Raw genomic sequence first — 20,525 nt, 5'->3', positions numbered from 1 at the left:
CACCATGTCCGATGACATCCACTACTACGAACCCGCCAACGGTCACGGCCTGCCCCACGATCCGTTCAACGCCATCGTCGGCCCGCGCCCCATCGGCTGGATTTCTTCGCAGGATGCCCACGGCCAGCTGAATCTGGCGCCTTACAGCTTCTTCAACGCGTTCAACTACATTCCGCCGATCATTGGTTTTTCCAGTGTCGGGCGCAAAGACAGCCTGAACAACATCGAGCAGACCGGTGAATTCGCCTGGAACCTCGCCACCCGGCCGCTGGCCGAGCAGATGAACCAGAGCTGCGCGATGGTCGCGCCGCAGGTCAACGAGTTTGAATTGGCCGGGCTGACGCCGGTGGCGTCGAAGGTGATTGCGGTGCCACGGGTAGCCGAAAGCCCGGTGTCCTTCGAGTGCAAGGTCACACAGATCATTCAGTTGCAGCGTGCCGATGGCGAAACCGTGCCGAGCTGGCTGATTCTCGGCGAAGTGGTCGCCGTGCATATCGCCAAGTGGCTGTTGAAGGACGGGATCTACGACACCGCCGCGGCAGAACCGATTCTGCGCGGCGGCGGGCCGGCGGACTATTTCCAGTTGGGGCCTGAAGCCCTGTTCAAGATGTGGCGCCCGGGTGCGGGCAAGTAAGCGCAGTTACCAGATCAGCTCGGCGTCATCGGTGACACCCTTGAGGCGGTCCAGCTCCTGGGTCGCCGCGTCATCGGCAGCGATGGCGCCGGGAAACACCTGATCACCCAGCAGTTTGTGGAAGCGTGGCGCACCGCCATCAACCAGGGCCTTGACCGCGATTGCCGCGTGATAACCCTTGTTGCCGCCCAACTCGACGGGGACGACTGCGGAGACTGCTTCGAAGTGTTCAAACTCTTTACGTGCCATGGCACACATCCTGGCTCAGACGAATAAGCCGGACATTAAACCCTCAACCGGCGAGTTTGTGTATCGGTGCCGGACATTGTCCGAGCGCCTGTGCCGCCGACACCTCTTTGAAGGTGTGGAAATCCAGGCTGTTGACCACCAGCTCCTGGACCAACTCGGCAAAGATCTGCATCGACGGGCTGTTGAAATATGCGGTCATTGCCTGTTGATGGCTCCAGAAACCGGAGACCAGCCACAGCTCTGGATCGCATTGCGAATGCTGCAGGGCAAAGCTCAGGCAACCGGGGGCGGCGCGCGACGGTTCGATCAAGGCACTGAGGCGCACACCGAGTTCGGCGGAGCGTCCGGCGCGCGCTCGAACGAAGGCCATATGACTGACGGGAATCTGCTTGGACATGTTCAACCCTCCCAGGGAGTCGCGTGGCAGCCGGGGGACGGGCTGCGACAGGATCCAAGGTTAAGGACCGCGCACAAGGCGCCGTTAGTCGATTCCTGCCGCTGCGTTGCACAATCCTGCGAGACTGCACAAATGTCCGGCAACCACCGCTAAAACCCTGTCACACCGCTGTCATACGCGTTTTGTGTAGGAGCTGCCGCAGGCTGCGATCTTTTGACTTTCGCTTTTAAAATCAAAAGATCGCAGCCTGCGGCAGCTCCTACGGGGGTATTCGCCGCAAGGGGTAAGGTGGCGGTCGCGGGCTGATGGCCGACCCGCAAAACCAGGCCATGCAGAATCAGGCAAGCATTTGACAGGATGTGTCTACCGCTCGCGCTTGCACAAACTTATGCTCTGCCCCATTCCAGATCCCTTGCCGAGGATGCCGTGCATGACGTCATTCGATCGTTTCCAAGCCCCGCCCGATGCCGACATGGAAAAACAGCGCGCAGAACTCGCGGCGATCATCCGTCGCAACACCACCGACGATGGCAGTTATGCGACCGCCATCGGCTCGCTGTTCATGTCGCGCCACACCCAATCCCACGAATTCGCCCCGGTACTGGCGCAACCGGCGCTGTGCATCATGGCTCAGGGTCGGAAAGAGGTGCGGCTGGCGGATGAGTACTTCAATTACGATCCGCTGAATTACCTGGTGGTCTCGGTCTCGATGCCGCTCAGCGGACGGGTGGTGAATGTCTCGCCGGAGGAGCCGATCCTCGCTGTGCGCCTGGACATCGACCCGGCGGAAATCACCGCACTGATCGCCGACGCCGGCCCGATGGGTGTGCCGACCCGGCCCACGGGACGCGGTCTGTATGTCGAGCAGATCGACAGCGCGATGCTCGACGCGGTGCTGCGGCTGGCGCGCTTGCTGGATGCGCCGAAAGACATCGCCATGCTCGCGCCGCTGATTCGCCGGGAGATTCTCTATCGCCTGCTGCGCAGTCCGCAGGGTCATCGCTTGTATGAAATCGCGATTGCCAACAGCCAGAGCCACCGCATCAGCCAGGCGATCAAATGGCTCAACGGCAACTTCGAGCAGCCGCTGCGCATCGATGATCTGGCGAAGGAAGTGAACCTCAGCGTCTCGACCCTGCATCACCGTTTCAAGGCAATGACGGCGATGAGTCCGTTGCAGTACCAGAAGCAGCTGCGCCTGCAAGAGGCGCGACGCCTGATGCTGGCTGAAGGGTTGGAAGCGTCGGCCGCGGGCTATCGAGTCGGGTATGAAAGTCCGTCGCAGTTCAGCCGCGAGTACAGCCGCTTGTTTGGCGCGCCGCCGTTGCGGGATCTGGCGCGGTTGCGGCAGTCGGTCTGATCCGGAATCTGCTCTGCTGCGGCTGACGCTTTCGCGAGCAAGCCCGCTCCCACAGGAGGATGCGTGTGAACACAATTCCAATGTGGCAGCGGGCTTGCTCGCGAAGAGGCCAGTCCGGCCAAGAAAGCGCTGTGGTCAGACCGCCCGAACTACATGCTTGATCTCCTGAAACGCAGACAACCCCCAAGGCCCCAACTCGCGGCCGATGCTGCTCTGCTTGTAGCCGCCCCACGCCGTCTGCGGGAAGATCACCTGCGGCGCATTGATCCACACCAGCCCGGCCTGCAACGCATTTGCTACCCGATCTGCCGCAGCCGCATCGCGAGTCACCACACTGGCGACCAGCCCGAACTGGCTGTCGTTGGCCAAGGCAATCGCCTCGGCTTCGCTGCTGAAACTGCGCACGCAGAGCACCGGGCCAAAGATCTCTTCACACCACAACGCACTGTCGAGGGGCACTTCGGTGAACACCGTCGGCTGCAGGAAATACCCGCGTGGCAGATCCGCCGGACGATTGCCGCCGCAGATCAATTTCGCCCCGGCGCTCAAGCCGCGATCGATGTGGCCGAGCACGCGCTGGTACTGCGCCTGATTGACCAGCGCGCCCATCTCCACTTCAGGATCGAACGGATCGGCCACGCGGATTTTTTCCGCGCGGGCCTGCAAACGGATAAGGAATTCGTCGGCCAGCTCATCGGCGACCAACACCCGACTGGTGGCCGAGCACATCTGCCCGGCGTTGAAGAATCCGCCGCCACAGGCCAGCTCCACCGCCAGTTCCAGATCGGCATCGGCCAGCACCAGCAGCGAAGATTTGCCCCCCAGTTCCAGGCTCACGCCCTTCACCGTTTCGGCGGCGCGCTGCATCACCTGCACGCCGACGGCATTGCTGCCGGTGAAGGAAATCTTGGCGATGCGCGGGTCCGCCGACAGCGGTGCACCGACCGCCAGACCGGTGCCGCAAACCAGGTTGAACACACCGTCGGGCAAGCCGGACTCGGCAATGATCGCCGCCAGTTCCAGCTCCGGCAGCGGCGTGACTTCCGACGGTTTGAGCACCACGCAGCAACCGGCGGCCAGCGCCGGTGCGAGTTTCCACGCGGTGGTGACCATCGGGAAATTCCACGGCACGATCAGCCCGACCACACCGCACGGTTCACGGCGCAGACGTGCGCTGAAATCGTCGCTGGGCAGCGCCACGTTGCTGTCGAGTTGTGCATCGAGGCCTTCGGCCAAACCGGCGTAATACTCGAACGTGGCGATCACATCATCGACATCGATGGCCGCTTCGAACTGCGGTTTGCCGTTGTTGCTCGACTGCAGCTTCATCAAGTGATCACGACCATTGCGCACGCCGTTGGCGATGTTACGCAGAATCGCTCCACGCTCGGCGCCAGTGGTTTTCGACCAGCGCTTGAACGCTTCAGTGGCCGCGTTGACGGCCAGATCAACCGCGCGTTCATCGCCGCCATTGACAGTGGTCAGCAGTGCTTCGGTGGCCGGATTGATCACCCGCAGGTGTTCACGCCCGGCCGACCATTGACCGTTGATGTACAGACCATCGAGTGTGGTTGGGAAATTGATCATTTGGCCACCGCCTGCATCCACTGGGTCTGGTCGATTTCGATCACGGTCGGGCCTTGGCGGTCAGTCGCCGCACGCAGCGCGCCACGCAATTGCTCAACCGAGCTGATCGCTTCGGCGGCGCAACCCAGAGCCTTGGCCACACCGATGAAATCGGGGGTGTAGATATCGACGCCCACCGGCTCGATGGCGCGGTTGACCATGTATTTCTTGATCTCTTCGTAACCCTGGTTATTCCACAGCAGCACGATCACCGGGGTGCGTGCTTCGACCGCGCTGGCCAGTTCCGGCAGGGTGAACTGCAAGCCGCCGTCGCCGATCAGGCACACCACCGGCGGCCGCGCACCACCTTCGATGCTGCCGCCGAGCCACGCGCCGATTGCCGCCGGCAAGGCGTAGCCGAGGGTGCCGTAACCGGTGGACGAGTTGAACCAGCGCCGTGGTCGCTCCGGGTTGAAGGTGAGGTTGCCGGTGTACACCGGTTGCGTGGAGTCGCCGACAAACACGGCGTCCGGCAACTCGTGCAGCACGGTTTCGAGCAAGCGTGTCTGAGCAAGCGTCGGTGCATCCCAGGTTGCGGCCAGCTCATCGCGCAGGCGCGCCGCCCGCACCTGACCCCAATCGTTGCGCCGCTCGGCCAGCGGCTGCTGAGACAATGCGCCGAGCAGCGCTTGTGCGGCGTTGCGCGAGTCGGCGACCAACGCCACGTGCGGCGGATAGTTGCGCACGGTCTGGTCGGCGTCGATGTCGATGCGCAGCAACTTGCCGGGGATTTCAAAGCCGCCGGCGAAGGTCACGTCGTAATCGGTTTCGGCCAGTTCGGTACCGATCGCCAGCACCACGTCGGCATCGGCCACCAGTGCGCGAGTGGCGACCAGGCTTTGCGTCGAGCCGATCATCAGCGGATGGCTGGAGGGCAACATGCCTTTGGCGTTGATGGTCAGCGCCACCGGGGCGTCGAGCAGCTCGGCCAGCTCAGTCAGTTCGGCGGCGGCATCGATGGCACCGCCACCGGCGAGAATCAGCGGACGCCGAGCGCCGGCCAGCAACTCAGTCATGCGCCGTACTGCAGCCGGTGCAGCCCCGGCGCGGTCGATGTGCACCGGAACGCTGGCGAGCAGCTCATCAGCCTCTTCTACCAAAACATCCAGCGGAATCTCGATGTGCACCGGACGCGGACGCCCGGCCTGAAACAGTGCGAAAGCACGGGCCAGCACGCCGGGCAATTCCGCCGCCGACATCAGGGTGTGGGAGAACGCCGCGACGCCGCCGACCAGCGCGCTCTGGTTCGGCAACTCATGGAGCTTGCCACGACCGCCGCCCAACTGGCTGCGGGTCTGCACGCTGGAGATCACCAGCATCGGGATCGAGTCGGCGTAGGCCTGGCCCATCGCGGTGGTGATGTTGGTCATGCCCGGGCCGGTGATGATGAAGCACACACCCGGTTTGCCGCTGGTGCGCGCATAGCCGTCAGCCATGAAACCGGCACCCTGTTCATGCCGTGGAGTGACGTGGTTGATGCGCGAACGGGCCAGCCCGCGATACAGCTCAACGGTGTGCACCCCGGGAATGCCGAACACCTGCTCGACCCCGTAATCCTCGAGTAACTTGACCAGTACTTCGCCACACGTCGCCATGCCGATTGCCCTTTTGTTCGGTTGAAACACTGGGCCCTTGGTGGGAGCGGGCTTGCTCGCGAAAGCGATGTGTCAGCCAACATCAATGGCAATGACACACCGCATTCGCGAGCAGGCTCACTCCTACAAAGAGCCCTTGATTGGGCTCATTGAACGGGCGGCGAGTAGCGGCAACAATCGATTAAAAGTCATACTAGCCATGTCCTCACGTCATACCTCGGATCCCCATGAAACGACTGCCTCCCCTGCCCGCCCTGCACACGTTTCTGATCACTGCACAGTGCTGCAACTTCACCCGGGCGGCCGAGCAGTTGCACATCACCCAGGGCGCAGTGAGCCGGCAGATCGCCGGGCTGGAGGATCATCTGGGGTATGAGCTGTTCATTCGCCTGGCCCGAGGCCTTGAGCTGACGGCCGAGGGACGCGAGTGGCTGCCTAGGGTGGAGAAGATCTTTGGCCTGATCAGCGAAGCGACCGAGCAGATCGGTCTCAAGCGGCAAACCCTGCAACTCAAGGCGCCGAGCTGCGTGATGCGCTGGCTGGTGCCGCGCCTGCTGCAGTGGCAAAAGGAACGCCCGGATGTGCCGGTCAAACTGACCACCACACTGGCCCACGGCGTGGACTTTCAGCGTGAGCCATTCAATGCCGCGGTGATCTACGGCACGCCGCCGGACAATTCGTCGACCGCCCTGCATCTGTTCGATGAACAACTGACGCCAGTCTGTTCGCCAGCGCTATTGAAGGGCCCACCGGCGCTGAGCGAACCGGCGGATCTGCAACAGCATCTGCTGCTGCATCCCACCCACGATATCCAGGACTGGACCGTATGGCTGACAGCCGCCGGGTTGCAATTGAGCAACGTCGACACGGGGCAGCATTTCGAGACGCTGGATCAGGCGATGTCGATGGCGTCCCACGGGACGGGGGTGGCGATTGGCGACTGGTCGCTGATCGGCGATGACCTGCGCGCCGGGCGGCTGGTGATGCCGTTTGAGCTGAAGGTAAAGACGGGGTTGGGCTACTACGTGGTGATGCCGCAGGGCGGTGACGCTTCGCCGCAGCTGGAGGAATTGATGATCTGGCTGGTGGAACAGGCGCATACCCGCTGAAACAAACAAATACCCCTGTGGGAGCGGGCTTGCTCGCGAAGGCGGAGTGTCAGTCACTTCAAATGTCGCTGACACACCGCCTTCGCGAGCAAGCCCGCTCCCACATTTGGTCCGCGTCGTTGCTTAGTAGCCGACCGTAAACCGCTGACGCGAATGCTTCGGCGTTTCCACTTCGTCGATCAGCGCGATCGCGTAATCGGCGAAGGTGATCCAGCTACGACCTTCGGTACTCATCAGCAAGTGATCCTTGCCGACGCGGAAGGTGCCGGTGCGCTCACCTTCGACAAACTCTGCCGATGGCGAGAGGAAGGTCCAGTCCAGATCCTGCTCCTGACGCAACGCATCGAGAAACGCTGCGCCCGCACTGGCCTCGGTTTTGTATTCGGCGGGGAAACCCGCGCTGTCGATCACTCGGGTGTCGTCCGGCAGCAACAGCGAACCGGCCCCCCCGACCACCAGCAGACGCTTCACGCCCGCCTGCTTCACCGGGCCGACCACGGCACTGGCCGGTACGGTGGCGAAATGCGCGGCGCTGATCACCACGTCATGACCGGCCACAGCGGCTTGCAGCGCCGCCGAATCCAGCACATCGACATTCTTGCTGACCACACCGGCACGGTTACCGATCTTCGAGGTATCGCGGGCGATGGCGGTGACGCTATGGCCGCGACGCAGGGCTTCTTCCAGCAGTTGGCTACCGGCACGGCCGGTGGCACCAATGATTGCGATCTTGCTCATGACATTCTCCAGTTGGCTTGAGAGTTTCAACGACGGCATAAATCTAATCTTGAAGCGGTATTCCCTGTGGCGAGGGAGCTTGCTCCCGCTGGAGGGCGAAGCACTCCCCGCCTCTTTCAGATTCAACGCACTTTCAGGTTTTACGCCTGCTGCGCAGGCGGGCGGGAGCAAGCTCCCTCGCCACAAAAGTCCTCTCGACCTCTGTTTCAGATCAATCGGGTTACCACTTCATCTCGCCCTTGGCGACTTTGGCGCTCAGCTCCAGCGAGCTTTCTTCGCCGAGTTTCGGGTAGCGTTTTTGCATGGCCTTGATCAGTGCGGCGGAATCCTTGGCCTTGGCGGTTTCTTCGTCGAAAGCCTTAATGTAGTCGGCGGTGAATTTCACGCTGGCCAGCGAGCGGCTGCTCTCGCCCAGATAGTGACCCGGCACCACGGTTTTCGGCTTCAGGGTTTCGATCGAGTGCAGGGTTTGCAGCCAGTCGGCGTGGGATTGCGCGGTCTGGGTATCAGCCATCCACACATGAATGTTCTCGGCGACCACGACGCCACCGACCACAGCCTTGAGCGACGGAATCCACACGAAGCTGCGATCCGGTTGTTTGCCTTCAAGTCCCACTACCTGCAACTTCTGCCCTTCGAGCATCAGGCTGTCGCCCTTGAGCACGCCCGGCACGATGGTTTTGGCTGGCACGTCGGCGCCCATTTTCGGGCCCCAGAAGGCGAGTTTGCCGTCGACGGTCTCTTTGATGTGATCGACGGTCGGCTGCGAGGCCAGCACGGTGGCGTCGGGGAAAGCCTGAGTCAGGGTGTCGAGGCCGAAGTAGTAATCCGGGTCACCGTGGCTGATGTAGATGGTGGTCAGGTGCTTGCCGCTGGCGCGGACCTTTTCCACCACCTGCTCGGCCTGGGCCTTGCCGAATTGCGCGTCGACCAGGATCGCGTCTTTCTCGCCGCTGACCAGCACCGAAGTCACCGGAAAAATCGCGTTGGTGCCCGGGTTGTAGACATCAAGGGTCAGGTTGGCGGCAGCGGCATGGGCCGCGAAACCGAGGGTGGCGGTGGCCAGCAAAACGCGCTTGAGGGTAGTGAAGCCGATCATCTGTTGCTCCGTGGTCCGAATGCCGTGGTTGGCGATGGGACAGAGCTTAGTTGCCTGACTCGGTACAAAAAATGCGATGCTTGGACATAGTTTGTTTCTGAAAGCGGGCAAATCATGGATCGTCTTCAAGCAATGCGGGTGTTTGTCACGGTGGTGGATCTGGGCAGCCAGTCGGCGGCCGCCGATCATCTGGATCTGTCGCGGCCGGTGGTGTCGCGCTATCTGGCGGAGCTGGAGGATTGGGTCGGCGCGCGCCTGATGCACCGCACCACGCGCAAGTTGAGCCTGACCGCCGCCGGCAGTGAAATCCTGCCGCGCTGTCGGCAGATGCTCGAACTTTCGACGGATATGCAGGCAGCAGTCAGTGAACCGCACGATGCACCGCGAGGATTGCTGCGTATCAGCGTCAGCACCTCGTTCGGCCAGGCGCAACTGGCCGATGCGATGGCGGCGTACGTCAAACGTTACCCCGGGGTCAGCATCGATCTGCAGATGCTCGACCGCACGGTGAACCTGGTGGATGAGCGCATCGATCTGGCGATCCGCACCAGCAATGACCTGGACCCGAACCTGATCGCCCGACGCTTGACCGTGTGCCGCTCGGTGGTCTGCGCCGCACCGGCTTATTTGCGCGACAACCCGCCACCGCAGCGGGTCGAGGACCTGAGCCGTCACAACTGCCTCACGCACTCGTATTTCGGCAAGAGCCTGTGGCATTTCGAGGAGGACGGCGAACCGGTGTCGGTGCCGGTGCAGGGCAACATCAGCGCCAATGAGGCCAGCACCCTGTTGCGCGCGACCCTGGCCGGCGCGGGGGTGGCGATGCTGCCGACCTATCAGGCCGGGGTGCATGTGCATGCCGGTGAACTGGTGCGTTTGCTGCCGGATGCCGAGCCACGGCAGATGAACATCTACGCGGTGTATGCGTCACGCAAACACATGCCGGCGGCGCTGCGCAGCATGCTGGATTTTCTCGTCGAGCGATTCCCGGAAAATCCCAAATGGGATATTGGCCTGTAAATCCGGTATTCCTGTGGGAGCGGGCTTGCTCGCGAAGGCGTCGTGTCAGTCGAGGGCAATCCAGACTGACACAACGCCTTCGCGAGCAAGCCCGCTCCCACAGGTGTCATCCGTGTGCTGAAGGTATGTCACCTACGCGGGAGCCGTGGCTGGCAACTCTGTACCGCTGACCTATGCTGAAAGTAATACCGCAGGGTATGCGTTCAGAGGTCAACGCCATGAACATCAGAACAAGAAGGTACTTCGCGATTTTCATCACCTGCGCCGCCACGCTGGCGCTGTACGGCACCGCGGCCTGGCGGGTCGAGCAACTGCGACAACTGCCCCGCGAGTTCGCGAGTTGCAATTTCGAGCGCTGCATTCCGCATAACGCGACGCTTAATGCGTTGCGCTGATCGACCTGAGCTGGCATGCAGTCTTGTGGGAGGGGGCTTGCTCCCGAATGCGGTGTGTCATTCAGCATTGATGCAAACTGATAGACCGCTTTCGGGAGCAAGCCCCCTCCCACAGGAAAACGCAGCGTTTACAAGATCACTGCTCGGCCTTCAGCCGGTCGCGGAAGGCCTTTGGTGATATCCCCACCCGGCGCCGGAACAGGCGTGTGAAGTTGGTCGGATCGGAAAACCCCAACAACTCCGACATCTCGTAAATGGTCATGCTGGTATAGGTCAGCAAACGTTTGGCTTCCAGCAACTGGCGTTCGTGCATGATCTGCAGCGCCGGCTGCCCTGCCAGTTCCCGGCAGGTGCCATTGAGGTGTGACACCGAAATCCCCAGGCGATGGGCGAGGTCTTCGACCTTCACATGCTGGCGGTAAGTCTCCTCCACCAATTGAATGAACCCGTTGAGGTATTCGCGCTGGCGTTGCGGTCGCTGGCTGGCGTTATGGCGCACGATCGCCTGTCGGCTGACCCAGACCATGATCACGCTGACCAGCGAATGCATGAGCATTTCCCGCGCTGGCTGATGGCCGTTGTACTCGGCCTGCAACGCTGAAAAAAGACTGTTCAGGTACTCCGCATCCTTGCCCGCCGGATAGTGTTCGGCCTGGGCCAGTGCGTGCACCGAATTGCCCAGTTGCGCCTGCAGGTGATTGATCAGCGGATTGGCGAGGGTGACGACGAATCCTTCGACGTCCTCGGAAAAGCGGAAGCCATGCACCGACAACGGTGGCAGGACTTGAATGGCGGGTTCGTTGAGCTGCGTGCGTTGACCTTCGATTTCAAGCTCTGCCTGACCTTTGAAGACGAAGAGCAACTGGCACAAATCGGCGTGGCGGTGGGGTTTGATTTCCCATTGATGTTCGCGGCTGCGTTTGGAAATGGTTTCACAGTGCAGCAAGTCAGGGGTCGGCCAGTCCAGGCTTTCACCGTAGAGCTTGAACACCGGAATCGAAGGCAGGTCAGGCTTGTTCATCACTTCAATCCAGGCCTCGAGGTTGCGGGCGATAATCGCACCGATTGGCAGAATGTACAGGTATCGGCTCAGTTTTCACCTTCAATTGACAGACCCGCAAGGGAAAAATGCAAGCACTCGATCCATAAAAATCATTCACCGGCTTCCGTCGCGTGAAGCTTGCGAGTCATAAAAACAATGAAAACGCTGAAAACCCAAGTCGCCATCATCGGCGCCGGTCCGTCCGGATTGCTCCTCGGTCAGTTGCTGCAAAACGCTGGCATCGATACCCTGATTGTCGAACGCCAGACACCCGATTACGTGCTCGGGCGAATTCGCGCCGGGGTGCTTGAACAAGGCATGGTAGAGCTGTTGCGTCAGGCCGGGGTGGGTGCGCGCATGGATGCCGAAGGGTTGGTGCACACCGGCTTCGATCTGGCATTGGATGGACGTCTGGCACACATCGATCTGCAGGGTTTGACCGGCGGAAAAACCGTGATGGTTTACGGCCAGACCGAAGTCACTCGCGACCTGATGGCCGCTCGTCGGGAGGCCGGGGCGCTGTCGTTTTATGAAGCGAGCGATGTCGTTCCTCACGGCATGAAAAGCGACGAGGCCTTTGTCACTTTCGAAAAGGACGGTGAAACCTGGCGCGTCGACTGCGATTACATCGCCGGTTGCGATGGTTTTCACGGCGTGGCCCGGCAGTCGATTCCCGAAGACTGCCTGAAGATTTTCGAGCGGGTCTATCCGTTCGGCTGGCTGGGGATTCTCGCCGACACGCCGCCGGTGCACGATGAGCTGGTGTACGCCCGTCACGAACGCGGCTTCGCCCTGTGCAGCATGCGCTCGGCCACCCGCACCCGTTACTACCTGCAAGTGCCGGCCGAGGAAAATGTCGGCGACTGGTCCGATCAGCGCTTTTGGGATGAACTCAAAACCCGCTTGCCCACGGCGCTTGCCGAAAAACTGGTGACCGGCCCGTCGATTGAAAAAAGCATCGCGCCGCTGCGCAGTTTTGTCGTCGAGCCGATGCAGTACGGGCGGATGTTTCTGCTTGGCGATGCCGCGCATATCGTCCCGCCCACTGGCGCCAAGGGCCTGAATCTGGCGGCCAGTGACGTCAGCACTTTGTTCAATATCCTGCTGAAGGTTTACCGCGAAGGACGCACGGACTTGTTGGAGAAATACTCGGAAATCTGCCTGCGCCGGGTATGGAAAGCCGAACGCTTTTCCTGGTGGATGACCTCGATGCTGCATCGCTTCGACGAACACGATGATTTCAGTCAACGCATCAGCGCCTCGGAACTGGACTACTTTGTCAGTTCAGAAGCGGGTCGAAAAACCATTGCAGAAAATTACGTCGGACTTCCTTATGAGGCTATCGAATAGCTTCCTACCGACTTACACTGGCGAGCATTCCCGCTCGCCTGACGATCCGCGGGACTCTCACTGCCCGCAGGTTTCGCCCGTGACCAATCTTCACCAGCCTGAAACACCCAAACCGGCCATTCGCAGCGTGCTGGTCGCGCTGATGCTGGCGATCTTTCTCGGCGCGCTGGATCAGACCATCGTCGCCGTCTCGATGCCCGCCATCTCCGCACAATTCAAGGATGTCAGCCTGCTGGCCTGGGTGATTTCCGGGTACATGGTGGCGATGACTGTGGCCGTGCCGATCTACGGCAAGCTCGGCGACCTGTACGGGCGGCGCAAACTGATGCTGTTCGGCATGGGCCTGTTCACCCTCGCCTCGCTGTTTTGCGGCATGGCGCAAAGCATGGAACAACTGGTGCTGGCGCGGATTCTCCAGGGCATCGGCGCCGGCGGGATGATTTCGGTCAGTCAGGCGATCATCGGCGACATCGTCCCGCCCCGCGAACGCGGGCGTTATCAGGGTTACTTCAGCAGCATGTACGCGGTCGCCAGCGTCGCCGGGCCGGTGCTCGGCGGCTACATGACCGAATACCTCTCGTGGCGCTGGGTGTTCCTGATCAACCTGCCGCTGGGGCTCGGCGCCTGGTGGGTTGCCAATCGCAATCTGCGCGGGCTGCCGATTCCGCAGCGCAAGCCGATCATCGACTACCTCGGCACGCTGCTGATGATCATCGGTTTGACCGCCCTGCTGCTGGGCATCACTCAGGTCGGTCAGGGCCATTCGTGGCGCAGCAGCGAAGTGCTCGGCTTGTTTGCCTGTGCAGTGCTGGTCCTGGCGGTGTTCGTCTGGCATGAACGCCGGGCGCGTGAGCCGCTGCTGCCGATGCACCTGTTCACCAACCGCAATGCGTTGCTGTGCTGGTGCACGATTTTCTTCACCAGTTTCCAGGCGATCTCGCTGATCGTGCTGATGCCGCTGCGCTTCCAGAGCGTCACCGGCGCCGGGGCCGATGCGGCGGCGTTGCACTTGCTGCCGCTGGCGATGGGGCTGCCGATTGGCGCTTATTTCGCCGGACGCCGCACCTCGGTCACCGGCCGTTACAAACCACAGATTCTGACTGGCGCGCTGCTGATGCCGATCTCGATTCTCGGCATGGCGTTCAGCCCACCCGATGCGACGCTGGTCAGCAGCCTGTTCATGCTGCTCAGCGGGATTGCCGGCGGCATGCAGTTCCCGACCTCACTGGTGGGCACGCAGAACTCGGTGGATCAGCGCGACATCGGCGTCGCCACCAGCACCACCAACCTGTTCCGCTCGCTGGGCGGCGCGGTGGGCGTGGCGTTGATGTCGGCGCTGTTGCTGGCCTTTTTGCAGGACTCGAGTTTTGCCCATCTGGCGAGCAACGCGCTGATCAGCGAGGGGCATTCGGGCAATGTGCTGCTCGACGGTTTGAACGCCGCCCCGGGTGATGCACAGAACGCCTTGCGCGCCGAGCTTTCGGTGACGTTCCGGCATTTGCTGTGGGTGAGTACGGCGGTATCGCTGCTGGGGCTGGCGGCGGCAATTGCGATGCCGAACAAGTTGCTGCGCGGGCGGGAGCACGGCGCCAAATAACAGCAACACCGCGATCCCCTGTAGGAGTGAGCCTGCTCGCGATGAGGGTGTGTCAGTCGACATCATTGTTGAATGACGCACCCTCATCGCGAGCAGGCTCACTCCTACAAAGACAGTTCACTCAGGGGCTGTAGTAACCCACCGCCACCAGAAAATGCCCGACCTTTTTCAGGTAGGCATGCTTGTCCTCGACCTTGCCGGTCACCGGATTTTTCCAGCGGTATTCGTATTCGCCGTCGTCCTGCTTGGCGATCAGCGCCAGAATCGGCTCGCCCACCGGTTTGCCTTCCGGGTCGTTGATCTTGCTGAAATCGGTATTGATCAGGCGCAGGTTGGTGCCGTGAGCAACGTAGCGTTGGGTGTTCAAATCGACGACGAACACATACAAGTCATCCTGCAGATAACCGCCCTTGAGCGAGTTGATGGCCGTCAGGGTGCCCTTCTCGTTTTTCCCCAGATCGGTTGCAGCCTTGTCGAGGAGTGCCTTGGCCTGCTCGGCTGAAGCACGCGGCAGGTAATAACCGACCGCCAGAATGCGCTGACCGATGCGCTGGTAATACACATGTTTGCGCTCGACCTTGCCGTCCGCCCAGTTCTGCCAGCGGTATTCGGCCTGTTGAATGCCATTGCCTTCCGGCACCAGCAAGGCGTCCTTGAAGGCTTTCTGCAAATCCGGCGCAAGCACCTCGCTGACGTCACGGCCGATCAAGGCTGAGGATGGGCCGCCACTGGCGAGCATCACGCCTTTGGTATCGACCACGAACACGTAGCGATCCTTGTCGACAAACTCGCCCTGACGGCTGAACGCGGCGAAGGCCTTGTCGCCATTGTCGTGGTAATAGGCCAGGGCCTTTTCCAGCAGCGCAATGGCGGCCTTGCTGTCATCCTTTTGCGCGGTGGCAGCGTTGACCTGCGCTACCCCCACAAAAAGCATCACACCGAGCCACGCCACTTTATGCAAAAACCCCATAACGCATCCCTCGTTCTTGTTGGTGTTTCAAGAGCGTAGACGGCTTGGGGTAGGACGGCGGTCGAAGATGAATCCAGAAGTTGCGGTATCCCCTGTGGCGAGGGAGCTTGCTCCCGCTCGGCTGCGAAGCAGTCGCAAAATCTGCAAATGCGCTCTACCTGAACGAAAGCGGGGAGCGCTTCGCACTCCAGCGGGAGCAAGCTCCCTCGCCACAAAGGTTCCTGACTCCGGCCCTATGGCCGGGCATTGATCTGCTGCTGCAGGTTCTGGATCTGCGCCTGCAGGGTGTTGATGTTGCGGGTCATCTGGCCGCGGAATGCATCGAACTCGGCGGTATTGCCGCCGCCCTGCGCAGCGGCCGGGCGGTTGTCCTGTTCACTCTTGAGGACGATGATTTCCTGCTCCAGACGCTCGATCGCCGCGCTCGGGTTGCCTTGCTTCTTCAGCGCGGCAATGTCGGCACTCAGGCTCTTGAGCTGCGCATCGAACTTGCCGGTGTCGACCGGGGCGTTTTTCAGGGTTGCCAGTTCCGCACTCAGGGCTTTGACCTGAGCCTGCAACTGGGTATTGGCGTTCTGTTGTTCGGTGGTCTGCGCGGTCATCTGCGCCAGACGCTTGTCCAGATCGCTGGTCTGACCGACCACGCCTTGCTGCTGTTTACTTTGATCCAGCAACTGGGTTTCCAGCTGTTTGATCTGCTGCTTCAAGGCTTCGCTGTCGCTGTTGACGTTGCTCTGGCTGGCGACGACCTTGCCGGAAATATCCTGCAGGCGCCCCGCCGCTTCCTCGCTGATGCGCGCAAAGCTTTCCTGGGTGGCCACCAGTTGCTGCTCCATCAGCGAAATCTGCTGGAAGCTCCACCAGGCCAGACCGATGAAAGCAAAGAACAGCGCGCCAACCAGCGCCCACAACGGCCCGGTGCTCGCGGCCTTGACCTTGACTACCGGCGGCGTGCGCGAATGCACGGAAGTGCGGGCGGTCGGCGGAATGTCATCGTCGTCAAAGGTGTCGGCCCGCAGGCTCGGTACATCGTCGAAATCGTCGTTGGCATCGTTACGCATGGACATTGAGGCAACCTTTGTGGAACGCGGTGATGGCTGAATGCTGCGAAGTATACCCGCCGCAGCCGCAGGGATTGACCCTCAAGCGGCAGTGCGGTTCATTGCCGGCCGGGCGACTTGTATCAACGGATGTCCTGGGCTTTCCACCAGCCACAGAACTCGTCGAGGGCCGACCACAGGCTGACTTTCGGATCGTAGTCCAGATAATGCCGGGCGCGACTGATGTCGAGGGTGAAATTTTTCTTCATGACCTGCATGCCCAGCCGCGACAGGGTCGGCTCCGGGCGTCCCGGCCAGAGTTTGCACACGCCTTCGTTGAGCGCCGCAACGCTGTAGGCCAGACCGTACGAGCGGTATTTGGTGACCTGCGGCACTTCCATTTTGCGCATCACATAATTGACCACATCCCACAACGGCACCGGCGCGCCATTGCTGATGTTGTAGGCCTTGCCCAACGCGGAACCGGCCGCCAGCAGACTGCTGAGCAGCGCTTCGTTGAGGTTCTGCACGCTGGTGAAATCGACCTTGTTCAGGCCATCGCCGATGATCGCCAGACGCCCCTTGCGCTGCATGTTCAGCAGGCGCGGGAAGATGCTCATGTCGCCGGCACCGGTGACGAAACGCGGGCGCAGGGCGATGGTTTCGAGGCCGAACTCCTGGGCGCCGAAGACCTTTTGCTCGGCCAGATATTTGGTCGCCGCGTAGTGATGCTTGAAGCGCTTGGGCACTTGCTCTTCGGTCAGGCCGAGGTGATCGCGGCCATCGAAGTAGATCGACGGCGACGACAGATGCACCAGCCGCCGCACGCGCTGCTTGAGGCAGGCTTCGACGACGTTTTCGGTGACCTGCACGTTGCCCTGATGAAAGTCCTGATAACGCCCCCACAAGCCGACGGCACCGGCACAGTGCACCACGGCTTCGACGTCGGCGCAGAGGTCGCGCACCAGATCCGCATCGGTGAGATCGCCCGGGATGAACTCGGCGCCACGGCGCACCAGATGCTCGACGCTCTCGGCCCGGCGACCGTTGACCCGCACGTCCAGGCCCTGCTCCAGGGCGAAACGCGCAAAGCGTCCGCCAATGAAGCCGCTTGCGCCGGTGACCAGAATTTTCATGTAACGCTCCGATGTCTTTCGTTTACCTGATACGTCTGTCTTGACGCTGACCGTCAGCCCAAGGGCACCAGCCATCGTGGTGAAGAACGTAGCAATTGTTCGGTCAGCAAGCCCAGCAACTGACCGCCATTGCGCCAATGATGCCAGTACAACGGCACATCGATCGGTTTATCTGGCAACAGTTCGCGCAAAGTCCCGCGTTGTAACTGCTCGCGCACTTGCAGTTCCGGCACCAGTCCCCAACCGAACCCGGCTTCGGTCAGACGCACAAAACCTTCGGATGACGGGCACAAGTGGTGCTCGAAACCACCGTCTACTCCGAGCGATGCAAGGTAGCGATGCTGGAGGAAATCGTCCGGCCCGAACACCAGCGCCGGGGTACGCGGCAACTGTTCGGCACGCACACCATCGGCAAAATGCCGTTCGATGAACGCCGGACTGGCCAGCGCCCGATAGCGCATCGCCCCGAGCAACACACTGCGCGCACCGGCCACCGGACGTTCGCTGGCACAGACACACGCCGCGACTTCTCCGGCACGCATGCGCTTGAGGCCGACGGTCTGATCTTCCACCACCAGATCCAGCAATAAATGCTGCTCGGCGCAGAAATCGCCCACGGCTTCGGCCCACCAGGTGGCGAGGCTGTCGGCGTTGAGGGCGATGCGCAAACGCTCCGGCACGCCCTCTTCGTCGAGCGCCGGCACCAGGGTCTGCAAGTCACGCTCAAGCAGGCGCACCTGCTGCACATGGTTGAGCAGCCGCCGGCCAATCTCGGTCGGCGACGGCGGTGTGCCGCGCACCAGCACCGGTTGGCCGACCCGCGCTTCCAGCAGTTTGATCCGCTGGGAAATCGCCGATTGCGACAAGCCCAGCACCTGCGCGGCGCGTTCGAATCCGGCCTGCTCGACCACAGCGGCCAGCGCGGAAAGTAATTTATAGTCGAACATCAGTTTTCCTAATGAGCGATCAGCACTATTGGTTTTTCTTATACAGCTTTCGACCGGAGAATAGCCAGCAAGCACTCTTTATCAAGGAACACTGCAATGGCTGGCGAAACCTCACTCACGACGTTGCTGCGCAGCATGAGCCCGCAGCTCAATGCCGGCGAATACGTGTTCTGCACCCTGCGTGACGCTCAGTTGCCCAACGGTCTGGAGATTGTCGGCAGCTTTCGTGAACAGGAAGGCCTGACCGTGATCCTCGAACGCTCTCAGGCGGAACACGCCGGGTTCAGTTTCGATTATGTCGCGGCGTGGATCACCCTCAACGTGCATTCGGCACTGGAAGCGGTCGGCCTCACCGCTGCGTTCGCCAGCGCTCTGGGCAAGGCCGGGATCAGTTGCAACGTGATCGCCGGTTACTACCACGACCATTTGTTTGTCGGACAGGCCGACGCCGAACGCGCCATGCAAGTGCTGCGCGATCTCGCAGCCAACGCGGAGTAATCGTCATGTGGCAAAGCTATGTGAACGGCCTGCTGGTGGCGTTCGGGTTGATCATGGCGATCGGCACGCAGAATGCTTTTGTATTGGCTCAAAGTCTGCGGCGCGAACATCACCTGCCGGTGGCGGCGTTGTGTGTGGCGTGCGATGCGCTGCTGGTGGCGGCCGGGGTTTTCGGCCTGGCCACGGTGTTGGCGCAGAACCCGACATTGCTCGCAGTGGCGCGCTGGGGCGGCGCAATTTTTCTGATCTGGTACGGCAGCCAGGCGCTGCGCCGGGCGTTCTCGAAACAGAGTCTGGATCAGGGCGAAAACCACACCGTACGCTCGTTGCGCGCGGTGATGCTCAGCGCGCTGGCAGTGACGTTGCTCAACCCGCACGTTTATCTGGACACGGTGTTGCTGATCGGCTCGCTCGGTGCGCAGCAGTCGGTGCCGGGAGCTTATGTCGTGGGCGCGGCGAGTGCGTCGCTGCTGTGGTTTTTCACTCTTGCACTGGGTGCCGCATGGCTTGCACCGTGGCTGGCGCGGCCGAGTACCTGGCGGATTCTCGATCTGGTGGTGGCGTTGATGATGTTTACAGTCGCAGGGCAATTGATATTGGCGCAGTGATTTATTCCAAACAGCTCTGGAACCTCTATCCCACACAGTTGTTGCGTGGTTAAGCCTTGACCCCGGTGCTATGATCCGAACCCTGCGCCGCAAAGAGTAAAAACTCGTCGGTGCATTTCTGGCCGCCCGTGATCGGCCTTGCGCTCACCGCAACAGACCTGATTAGGAGAATCATCATGGCTTTCGAATTGCCGCCGCTGCCTTACGCACACGATGCCCTGCAGCCGCACATTTCCAAGGAAACCCTGGAATTTCACCACGACAAGCACCACAACACCTATGTCGTGAACCTGAACAACCTGGTGCCAGGCACCGAGTTCGAAGGCAAGACCCTGGAAGAGATCGTCAAGACTTCCTCGGGCGGCATCTTCAACAACGCCGCTCAGGTCTGGAACCACACTTTCTACTGGAACTGCCTGGCGCCAAACGCCGGCGGTCAACCAACCGGCGCACTGGCTGAAGCCATCAACGCGGCTTTCGGTTCGTTCGACAAGTTCAAGGAAGAGTTCAGCAAAACCTCGATCGGCACCTTCGGTTCCGGCTGGGGCTGGCTGGTGAAGAAGGCTGACGGTTCCCTGGCTCTGGCCAGCACCATCGGCGCCGGCAACCCGCTGACCAGCGGCGACACCCCGCTGCTGACCTGCGACGTCTGGGAACACGCTTACTACATCGACTACCGCAACCTGCGTCCGAAGTACGTTGAAGCGTTCTGGAACCTGGTCAACTGGAAGTTCGTTGCTGAGCAGTTCGAAGGCAAAACCTTCACCGCTTAAGCTGCGCGCCAGATAAAAAACCCGGCTATGGCCGGGTTTTTTTATGCCTTTGATTTCTGTAGGAGCTGCCGAAGGTTCGGGCCGCGTTCGGACGATCTTTTGATCTTGTTTTTACAATCAACTTCAAAAGATCGCAGCCTGCGGCAGCTCCTACAGGGAATAGCGTTTTTCTCACGATGAACGCTGGCTCCGGCCGCTTGCTGGTGCAGCACGGCGAGCTACCATCAAATCAGTGAAAATTTGTTCCGTACCGCTCAAGTTGAGGGCCGAAACTACCGACACAGTACAAATAGAGCTGAGACTCCAGACAGCAGCATTTCGGCCAAGGCCACGGGCAAATGT

General features: G+C 61.2%; 21 protein-coding genes. 10 read left to right on the top strand and 11 right to left on the bottom strand.

Features of this window, described 5'->3' with window-relative positions; all coding sequences use genetic code 11:
* Window positions 1-4: 4 nt before the first annotated feature.
* Window positions 5-634, top strand: coding sequence for a flavin reductase family protein (locus LCH64_RS03435; RefSeq protein WP_201136722.1), 630 nt, complete (start codon window positions 5-7; stop codon window positions 632-634).
* A 6-nt stretch (window positions 635-640) separates the two neighbouring features.
* On the opposite strand, the gene LCH64_RS03430 is transcribed toward LCH64_RS03435, so the two are convergent.
* Both LCH64_RS03430 and LCH64_RS03425 read right to left on the bottom strand, forming a co-directional pair.
* Window positions 641-883: a hypothetical protein gene (locus tag LCH64_RS03430; protein WP_103486312.1), complete on the bottom strand. Its 243-nt coding sequence runs from the start codon at window positions 881-883 to the stop codon at window positions 641-643.
* Between the two features lie 43 nt (window positions 884-926).
* Window positions 927-1,280 (bottom strand): antibiotic biosynthesis monooxygenase family protein, encoded by a 354-nt coding sequence (locus LCH64_RS03425; RefSeq protein ID WP_226499503.1) that lies wholly within the window; start codon window positions 1,278-1,280, stop codon window positions 927-929.
* A gap of 430 nt (window positions 1,281-1,710) precedes the next feature.
* Between LCH64_RS03425 and LCH64_RS03420 the strand changes: the two genes are divergently transcribed.
* Window positions 1,711-2,640, top strand: coding sequence for an AraC family transcriptional regulator (locus LCH64_RS03420; RefSeq protein ID WP_226499502.1), 930 nt, complete (start codon window positions 1,711-1,713; stop codon window positions 2,638-2,640).
* A gap of 135 nt (window positions 2,641-2,775) precedes the next feature.
* Here LCH64_RS03420 and LCH64_RS03415 read toward each other — a convergent pair whose 3' ends face one another.
* Both LCH64_RS03415 and LCH64_RS03410 read right to left on the bottom strand, forming a co-directional pair.
* Window positions 2,776-4,224 carry an aldehyde dehydrogenase family protein gene (locus LCH64_RS03415; RefSeq protein ID WP_226499728.1) on the bottom strand — a complete coding sequence of 483 codons (1,449 nt, stop codon included), beginning with the start codon at window positions 4,222-4,224 and terminating at the stop codon, window positions 2,776-2,778.
* The gene (locus tag LCH64_RS03410; protein WP_226499501.1) at window positions 4,224-5,861 is read right to left on the bottom strand and encodes a 5-guanidino-2-oxopentanoate decarboxylase; all 1,638 of its coding nucleotides are present in this window, start codon (window positions 5,859-5,861) and stop codon (window positions 4,224-4,226) included. Before LCH64_RS03410 ends, LCH64_RS03415 begins: the two co-directional genes overlap by 1 nt.
* Before the next feature lie 227 nt (window positions 5,862-6,088).
* Here LCH64_RS03410 and LCH64_RS03405 point away from each other — a divergent pair, with 227 nt between their 5' ends.
* Window positions 6,089-6,970: a LysR substrate-binding domain-containing protein gene (locus tag LCH64_RS03405; RefSeq protein WP_226499500.1), complete on the top strand. Its 882-nt coding sequence runs from the start codon at window positions 6,089-6,091 to the stop codon at window positions 6,968-6,970.
* 123 nt (window positions 6,971-7,093) lie between these two features.
* On the opposite strand, the gene LCH64_RS03400 is transcribed toward LCH64_RS03405, so the two are convergent.
* Together LCH64_RS03400 and LCH64_RS03395 are read right to left on the bottom strand one after the other, a co-directional pair.
* Window positions 7,094-7,708: an NAD(P)-dependent oxidoreductase gene (locus LCH64_RS03400; RefSeq protein ID WP_226499499.1), complete on the bottom strand. Its 615-nt coding sequence runs from the start codon at window positions 7,706-7,708 to the stop codon at window positions 7,094-7,096.
* A 220-nt stretch (window positions 7,709-7,928) separates the two neighbouring features.
* Window positions 7,929-8,807 carry an MBL fold metallo-hydrolase gene (locus LCH64_RS03395; protein ID WP_226499498.1) on the bottom strand — a complete coding sequence of 293 codons (879 nt, stop codon included), beginning with the start codon at window positions 8,805-8,807 and terminating at the stop codon, window positions 7,929-7,931.
* A gap of 114 nt (window positions 8,808-8,921) precedes the next feature.
* On the opposite strand from LCH64_RS03395, the gene LCH64_RS03390 reads away from it, so the two are divergent.
* Both LCH64_RS03390 and LCH64_RS03385 read left to right on the top strand, forming a co-directional pair.
* Complete coding sequence (locus LCH64_RS03390; RefSeq protein ID WP_207199012.1) at window positions 8,922-9,827, top strand: LysR family transcriptional regulator; 906 nt, start codon at window positions 8,922-8,924, stop codon at window positions 9,825-9,827.
* A 218-nt stretch (window positions 9,828-10,045) separates the two neighbouring features.
* Window positions 10,046-10,222 (top strand): hypothetical protein, encoded by a 177-nt coding sequence (locus tag LCH64_RS03385; RefSeq protein WP_003227641.1) that lies wholly within the window; start codon window positions 10,046-10,048, stop codon window positions 10,220-10,222.
* Window positions 10,223-10,358: 136 nt separating this feature from the next.
* Here LCH64_RS03385 and LCH64_RS03380 read toward each other — a convergent pair whose 3' ends face one another.
* Window positions 10,359-11,243 carry a helix-turn-helix domain-containing protein gene (locus tag LCH64_RS03380; protein WP_103486318.1) on the bottom strand — a complete coding sequence of 295 codons (885 nt, stop codon included), beginning with the start codon at window positions 11,241-11,243 and terminating at the stop codon, window positions 10,359-10,361.
* Between the two features lie 177 nt (window positions 11,244-11,420).
* Between LCH64_RS03380 and pobA the strand changes: the two genes are divergently transcribed.
* Both pobA and LCH64_RS03370 read left to right on the top strand, forming a co-directional pair.
* On the top strand, window positions 11,421-12,614 hold the full coding sequence (pobA, locus tag LCH64_RS03375; RefSeq protein WP_226499497.1) for a 4-hydroxybenzoate 3-monooxygenase: 1,194 nt from the start codon (window positions 11,421-11,423) through the stop codon (window positions 12,612-12,614).
* Window positions 12,615-12,693: 79 nt separating this feature from the next.
* A complete protein-coding gene (locus LCH64_RS03370) occupies window positions 12,694-14,211 on the top strand; it encodes an MDR family MFS transporter (protein WP_226499496.1) in 1,518 nt (505 codons plus the stop codon).
* 121 nt (window positions 14,212-14,332) lie between these two features.
* On the opposite strand, the gene LCH64_RS03365 is transcribed toward LCH64_RS03370, so the two are convergent.
* The 4 genes from LCH64_RS03365 to LCH64_RS03350 all read right to left on the bottom strand — a co-directional run bounded on the left by LCH64_RS03365 (window position 14,333) and on the right by LCH64_RS03350 (window position 18,304).
* The gene (locus LCH64_RS03365; RefSeq protein WP_201136714.1) at window positions 14,333-15,181 is read right to left on the bottom strand and encodes a cache domain-containing protein; all 849 of its coding nucleotides are present in this window, start codon (window positions 15,179-15,181) and stop codon (window positions 14,333-14,335) included.
* 233 nt (window positions 15,182-15,414) lie between these two features.
* Complete coding sequence (locus tag LCH64_RS03360; RefSeq protein WP_226499495.1) at window positions 15,415-16,248, bottom strand: ATPase; 834 nt, start codon at window positions 16,246-16,248, stop codon at window positions 15,415-15,417.
* A 116-nt stretch (window positions 16,249-16,364) separates the two neighbouring features.
* Window positions 16,365-17,357: an NAD-dependent epimerase/dehydratase family protein gene (locus LCH64_RS03355; RefSeq protein WP_226499494.1), complete on the bottom strand. Its 993-nt coding sequence runs from the start codon at window positions 17,355-17,357 to the stop codon at window positions 16,365-16,367.
* A gap of 53 nt (window positions 17,358-17,410) precedes the next feature.
* On the bottom strand, window positions 17,411-18,304 hold the full coding sequence (locus LCH64_RS03350; RefSeq protein WP_226499493.1) for a LysR family transcriptional regulator ArgP: 894 nt from the start codon (window positions 18,302-18,304) through the stop codon (window positions 17,411-17,413).
* Between the two features lie 96 nt (window positions 18,305-18,400).
* Between LCH64_RS03350 and LCH64_RS03345 the strand changes: the two genes are divergently transcribed.
* From LCH64_RS03345 to LCH64_RS03335, 3 genes are all read left to right on the top strand, one after another.
* A complete protein-coding gene (locus LCH64_RS03345) occupies window positions 18,401-18,802 on the top strand; it encodes an ACT domain-containing protein (RefSeq protein WP_226499492.1) in 402 nt (133 codons plus the stop codon).
* A 5-nt stretch (window positions 18,803-18,807) separates the two neighbouring features.
* Window positions 18,808-19,410, top strand: a complete 603-nt coding sequence (locus LCH64_RS03340; protein ID WP_226499491.1) for a LysE/ArgO family amino acid transporter — start codon at window positions 18,808-18,810, stop codon at window positions 19,408-19,410.
* 176 nt (window positions 19,411-19,586) lie between these two features.
* A complete protein-coding gene (locus LCH64_RS03335) occupies window positions 19,587-20,183 on the top strand; it encodes a Fe-Mn family superoxide dismutase (protein ID WP_003227660.1) in 597 nt (198 codons plus the stop codon).
* Window positions 20,184-20,525: the final 342 nt, after the last annotated feature.

Source organism: Pseudomonas sp. MWU16-30322, assembly GCF_020515535.1.
GTDB lineage: Bacteria > Pseudomonadota > Gammaproteobacteria > Pseudomonadales > Pseudomonadaceae > Aquipseudomonas > Aquipseudomonas fluorescens_H.
This window is presented reverse-complemented; position numbering and strand designations above follow the sequence as displayed.

Bases quoted from the DNA above. Each gene is read 5' to 3' on its own strand.
- LCH64_RS03430 (WP_103486312.1), bottom strand. From the start codon at position 883: ATGGCACGTAAAGAGTTTGAACACTTCGAAGCAGTCTCCGCAGTCGTC.
- LCH64_RS03355 (WP_226499494.1), bottom strand. From the start codon at position 17,357: ATGAAAATTCTGGTCACCGGCGCAAGCGGCTTCATTGGCGGACGCTTT.
- LCH64_RS03400 (WP_226499499.1), bottom strand. From the start codon at position 7,708: ATGAGCAAGATCGCAATCATTGGTGCCACCGGCCGTGCCGGTAGCCAA.
- LCH64_RS03350 (WP_226499493.1), bottom strand. From the start codon at position 18,304: ATGTTCGACTATAAATTACTTTCCGCGCTGGCCGCTGTGGTCGAGCAG.
- LCH64_RS03435 (WP_201136722.1), top strand. From the start codon at position 5: ATGTCCGATGACATCCACTACTACGAACCCGCCAACGGTCACGGCCTG.
- pobA (WP_226499497.1), top strand. From the start codon at position 11,421: ATGAAAACGCTGAAAACCCAAGTCGCCATCATCGGCGCCGGTCCGTCC.
- LCH64_RS03405 (WP_226499500.1), top strand. From the start codon at position 6,089: ATGAAACGACTGCCTCCCCTGCCCGCCCTGCACACGTTTCTGATCACT.
- LCH64_RS03420 (WP_226499502.1), top strand. From the start codon at position 1,711: ATGACGTCATTCGATCGTTTCCAAGCCCCGCCCGATGCCGACATGGAA.
- LCH64_RS03390 (WP_207199012.1), top strand. From the start codon at position 8,922: ATGGATCGTCTTCAAGCAATGCGGGTGTTTGTCACGGTGGTGGATCTG.
- LCH64_RS03365 (WP_201136714.1), bottom strand. From the start codon at position 15,181: ATGGGGTTTTTGCATAAAGTGGCGTGGCTCGGTGTGATGCTTTTTGTG.
- LCH64_RS03410 (WP_226499501.1), bottom strand. From the start codon at position 5,861: ATGGCGACGTGTGGCGAAGTACTGGTCAAGTTACTCGAGGATTACGGG.
- LCH64_RS03425 (WP_226499503.1), bottom strand. From the start codon at position 1,280: ATGTCCAAGCAGATTCCCGTCAGTCATATGGCCTTCGTTCGAGCGCGC.
- LCH64_RS03360 (WP_226499495.1), bottom strand. From the start codon at position 16,248: ATGTCCATGCGTAACGATGCCAACGACGATTTCGACGATGTACCGAGC.
- LCH64_RS03335 (WP_003227660.1), top strand. From the start codon at position 19,587: ATGGCTTTCGAATTGCCGCCGCTGCCTTACGCACACGATGCCCTGCAG.
- LCH64_RS03345 (WP_226499492.1), top strand. From the start codon at position 18,401: ATGGCTGGCGAAACCTCACTCACGACGTTGCTGCGCAGCATGAGCCCG.
- LCH64_RS03380 (WP_103486318.1), bottom strand. From the start codon at position 11,243: ATGAACAAGCCTGACCTGCCTTCGATTCCGGTGTTCAAGCTCTACGGT.
- LCH64_RS03385 (WP_003227641.1), top strand. From the start codon at position 10,046: ATGAACATCAGAACAAGAAGGTACTTCGCGATTTTCATCACCTGCGCC.
- LCH64_RS03340 (WP_226499491.1), top strand. From the start codon at position 18,808: ATGTGGCAAAGCTATGTGAACGGCCTGCTGGTGGCGTTCGGGTTGATC.
- LCH64_RS03395 (WP_226499498.1), bottom strand. From the start codon at position 8,807: ATGATCGGCTTCACTACCCTCAAGCGCGTTTTGCTGGCCACCGCCACC.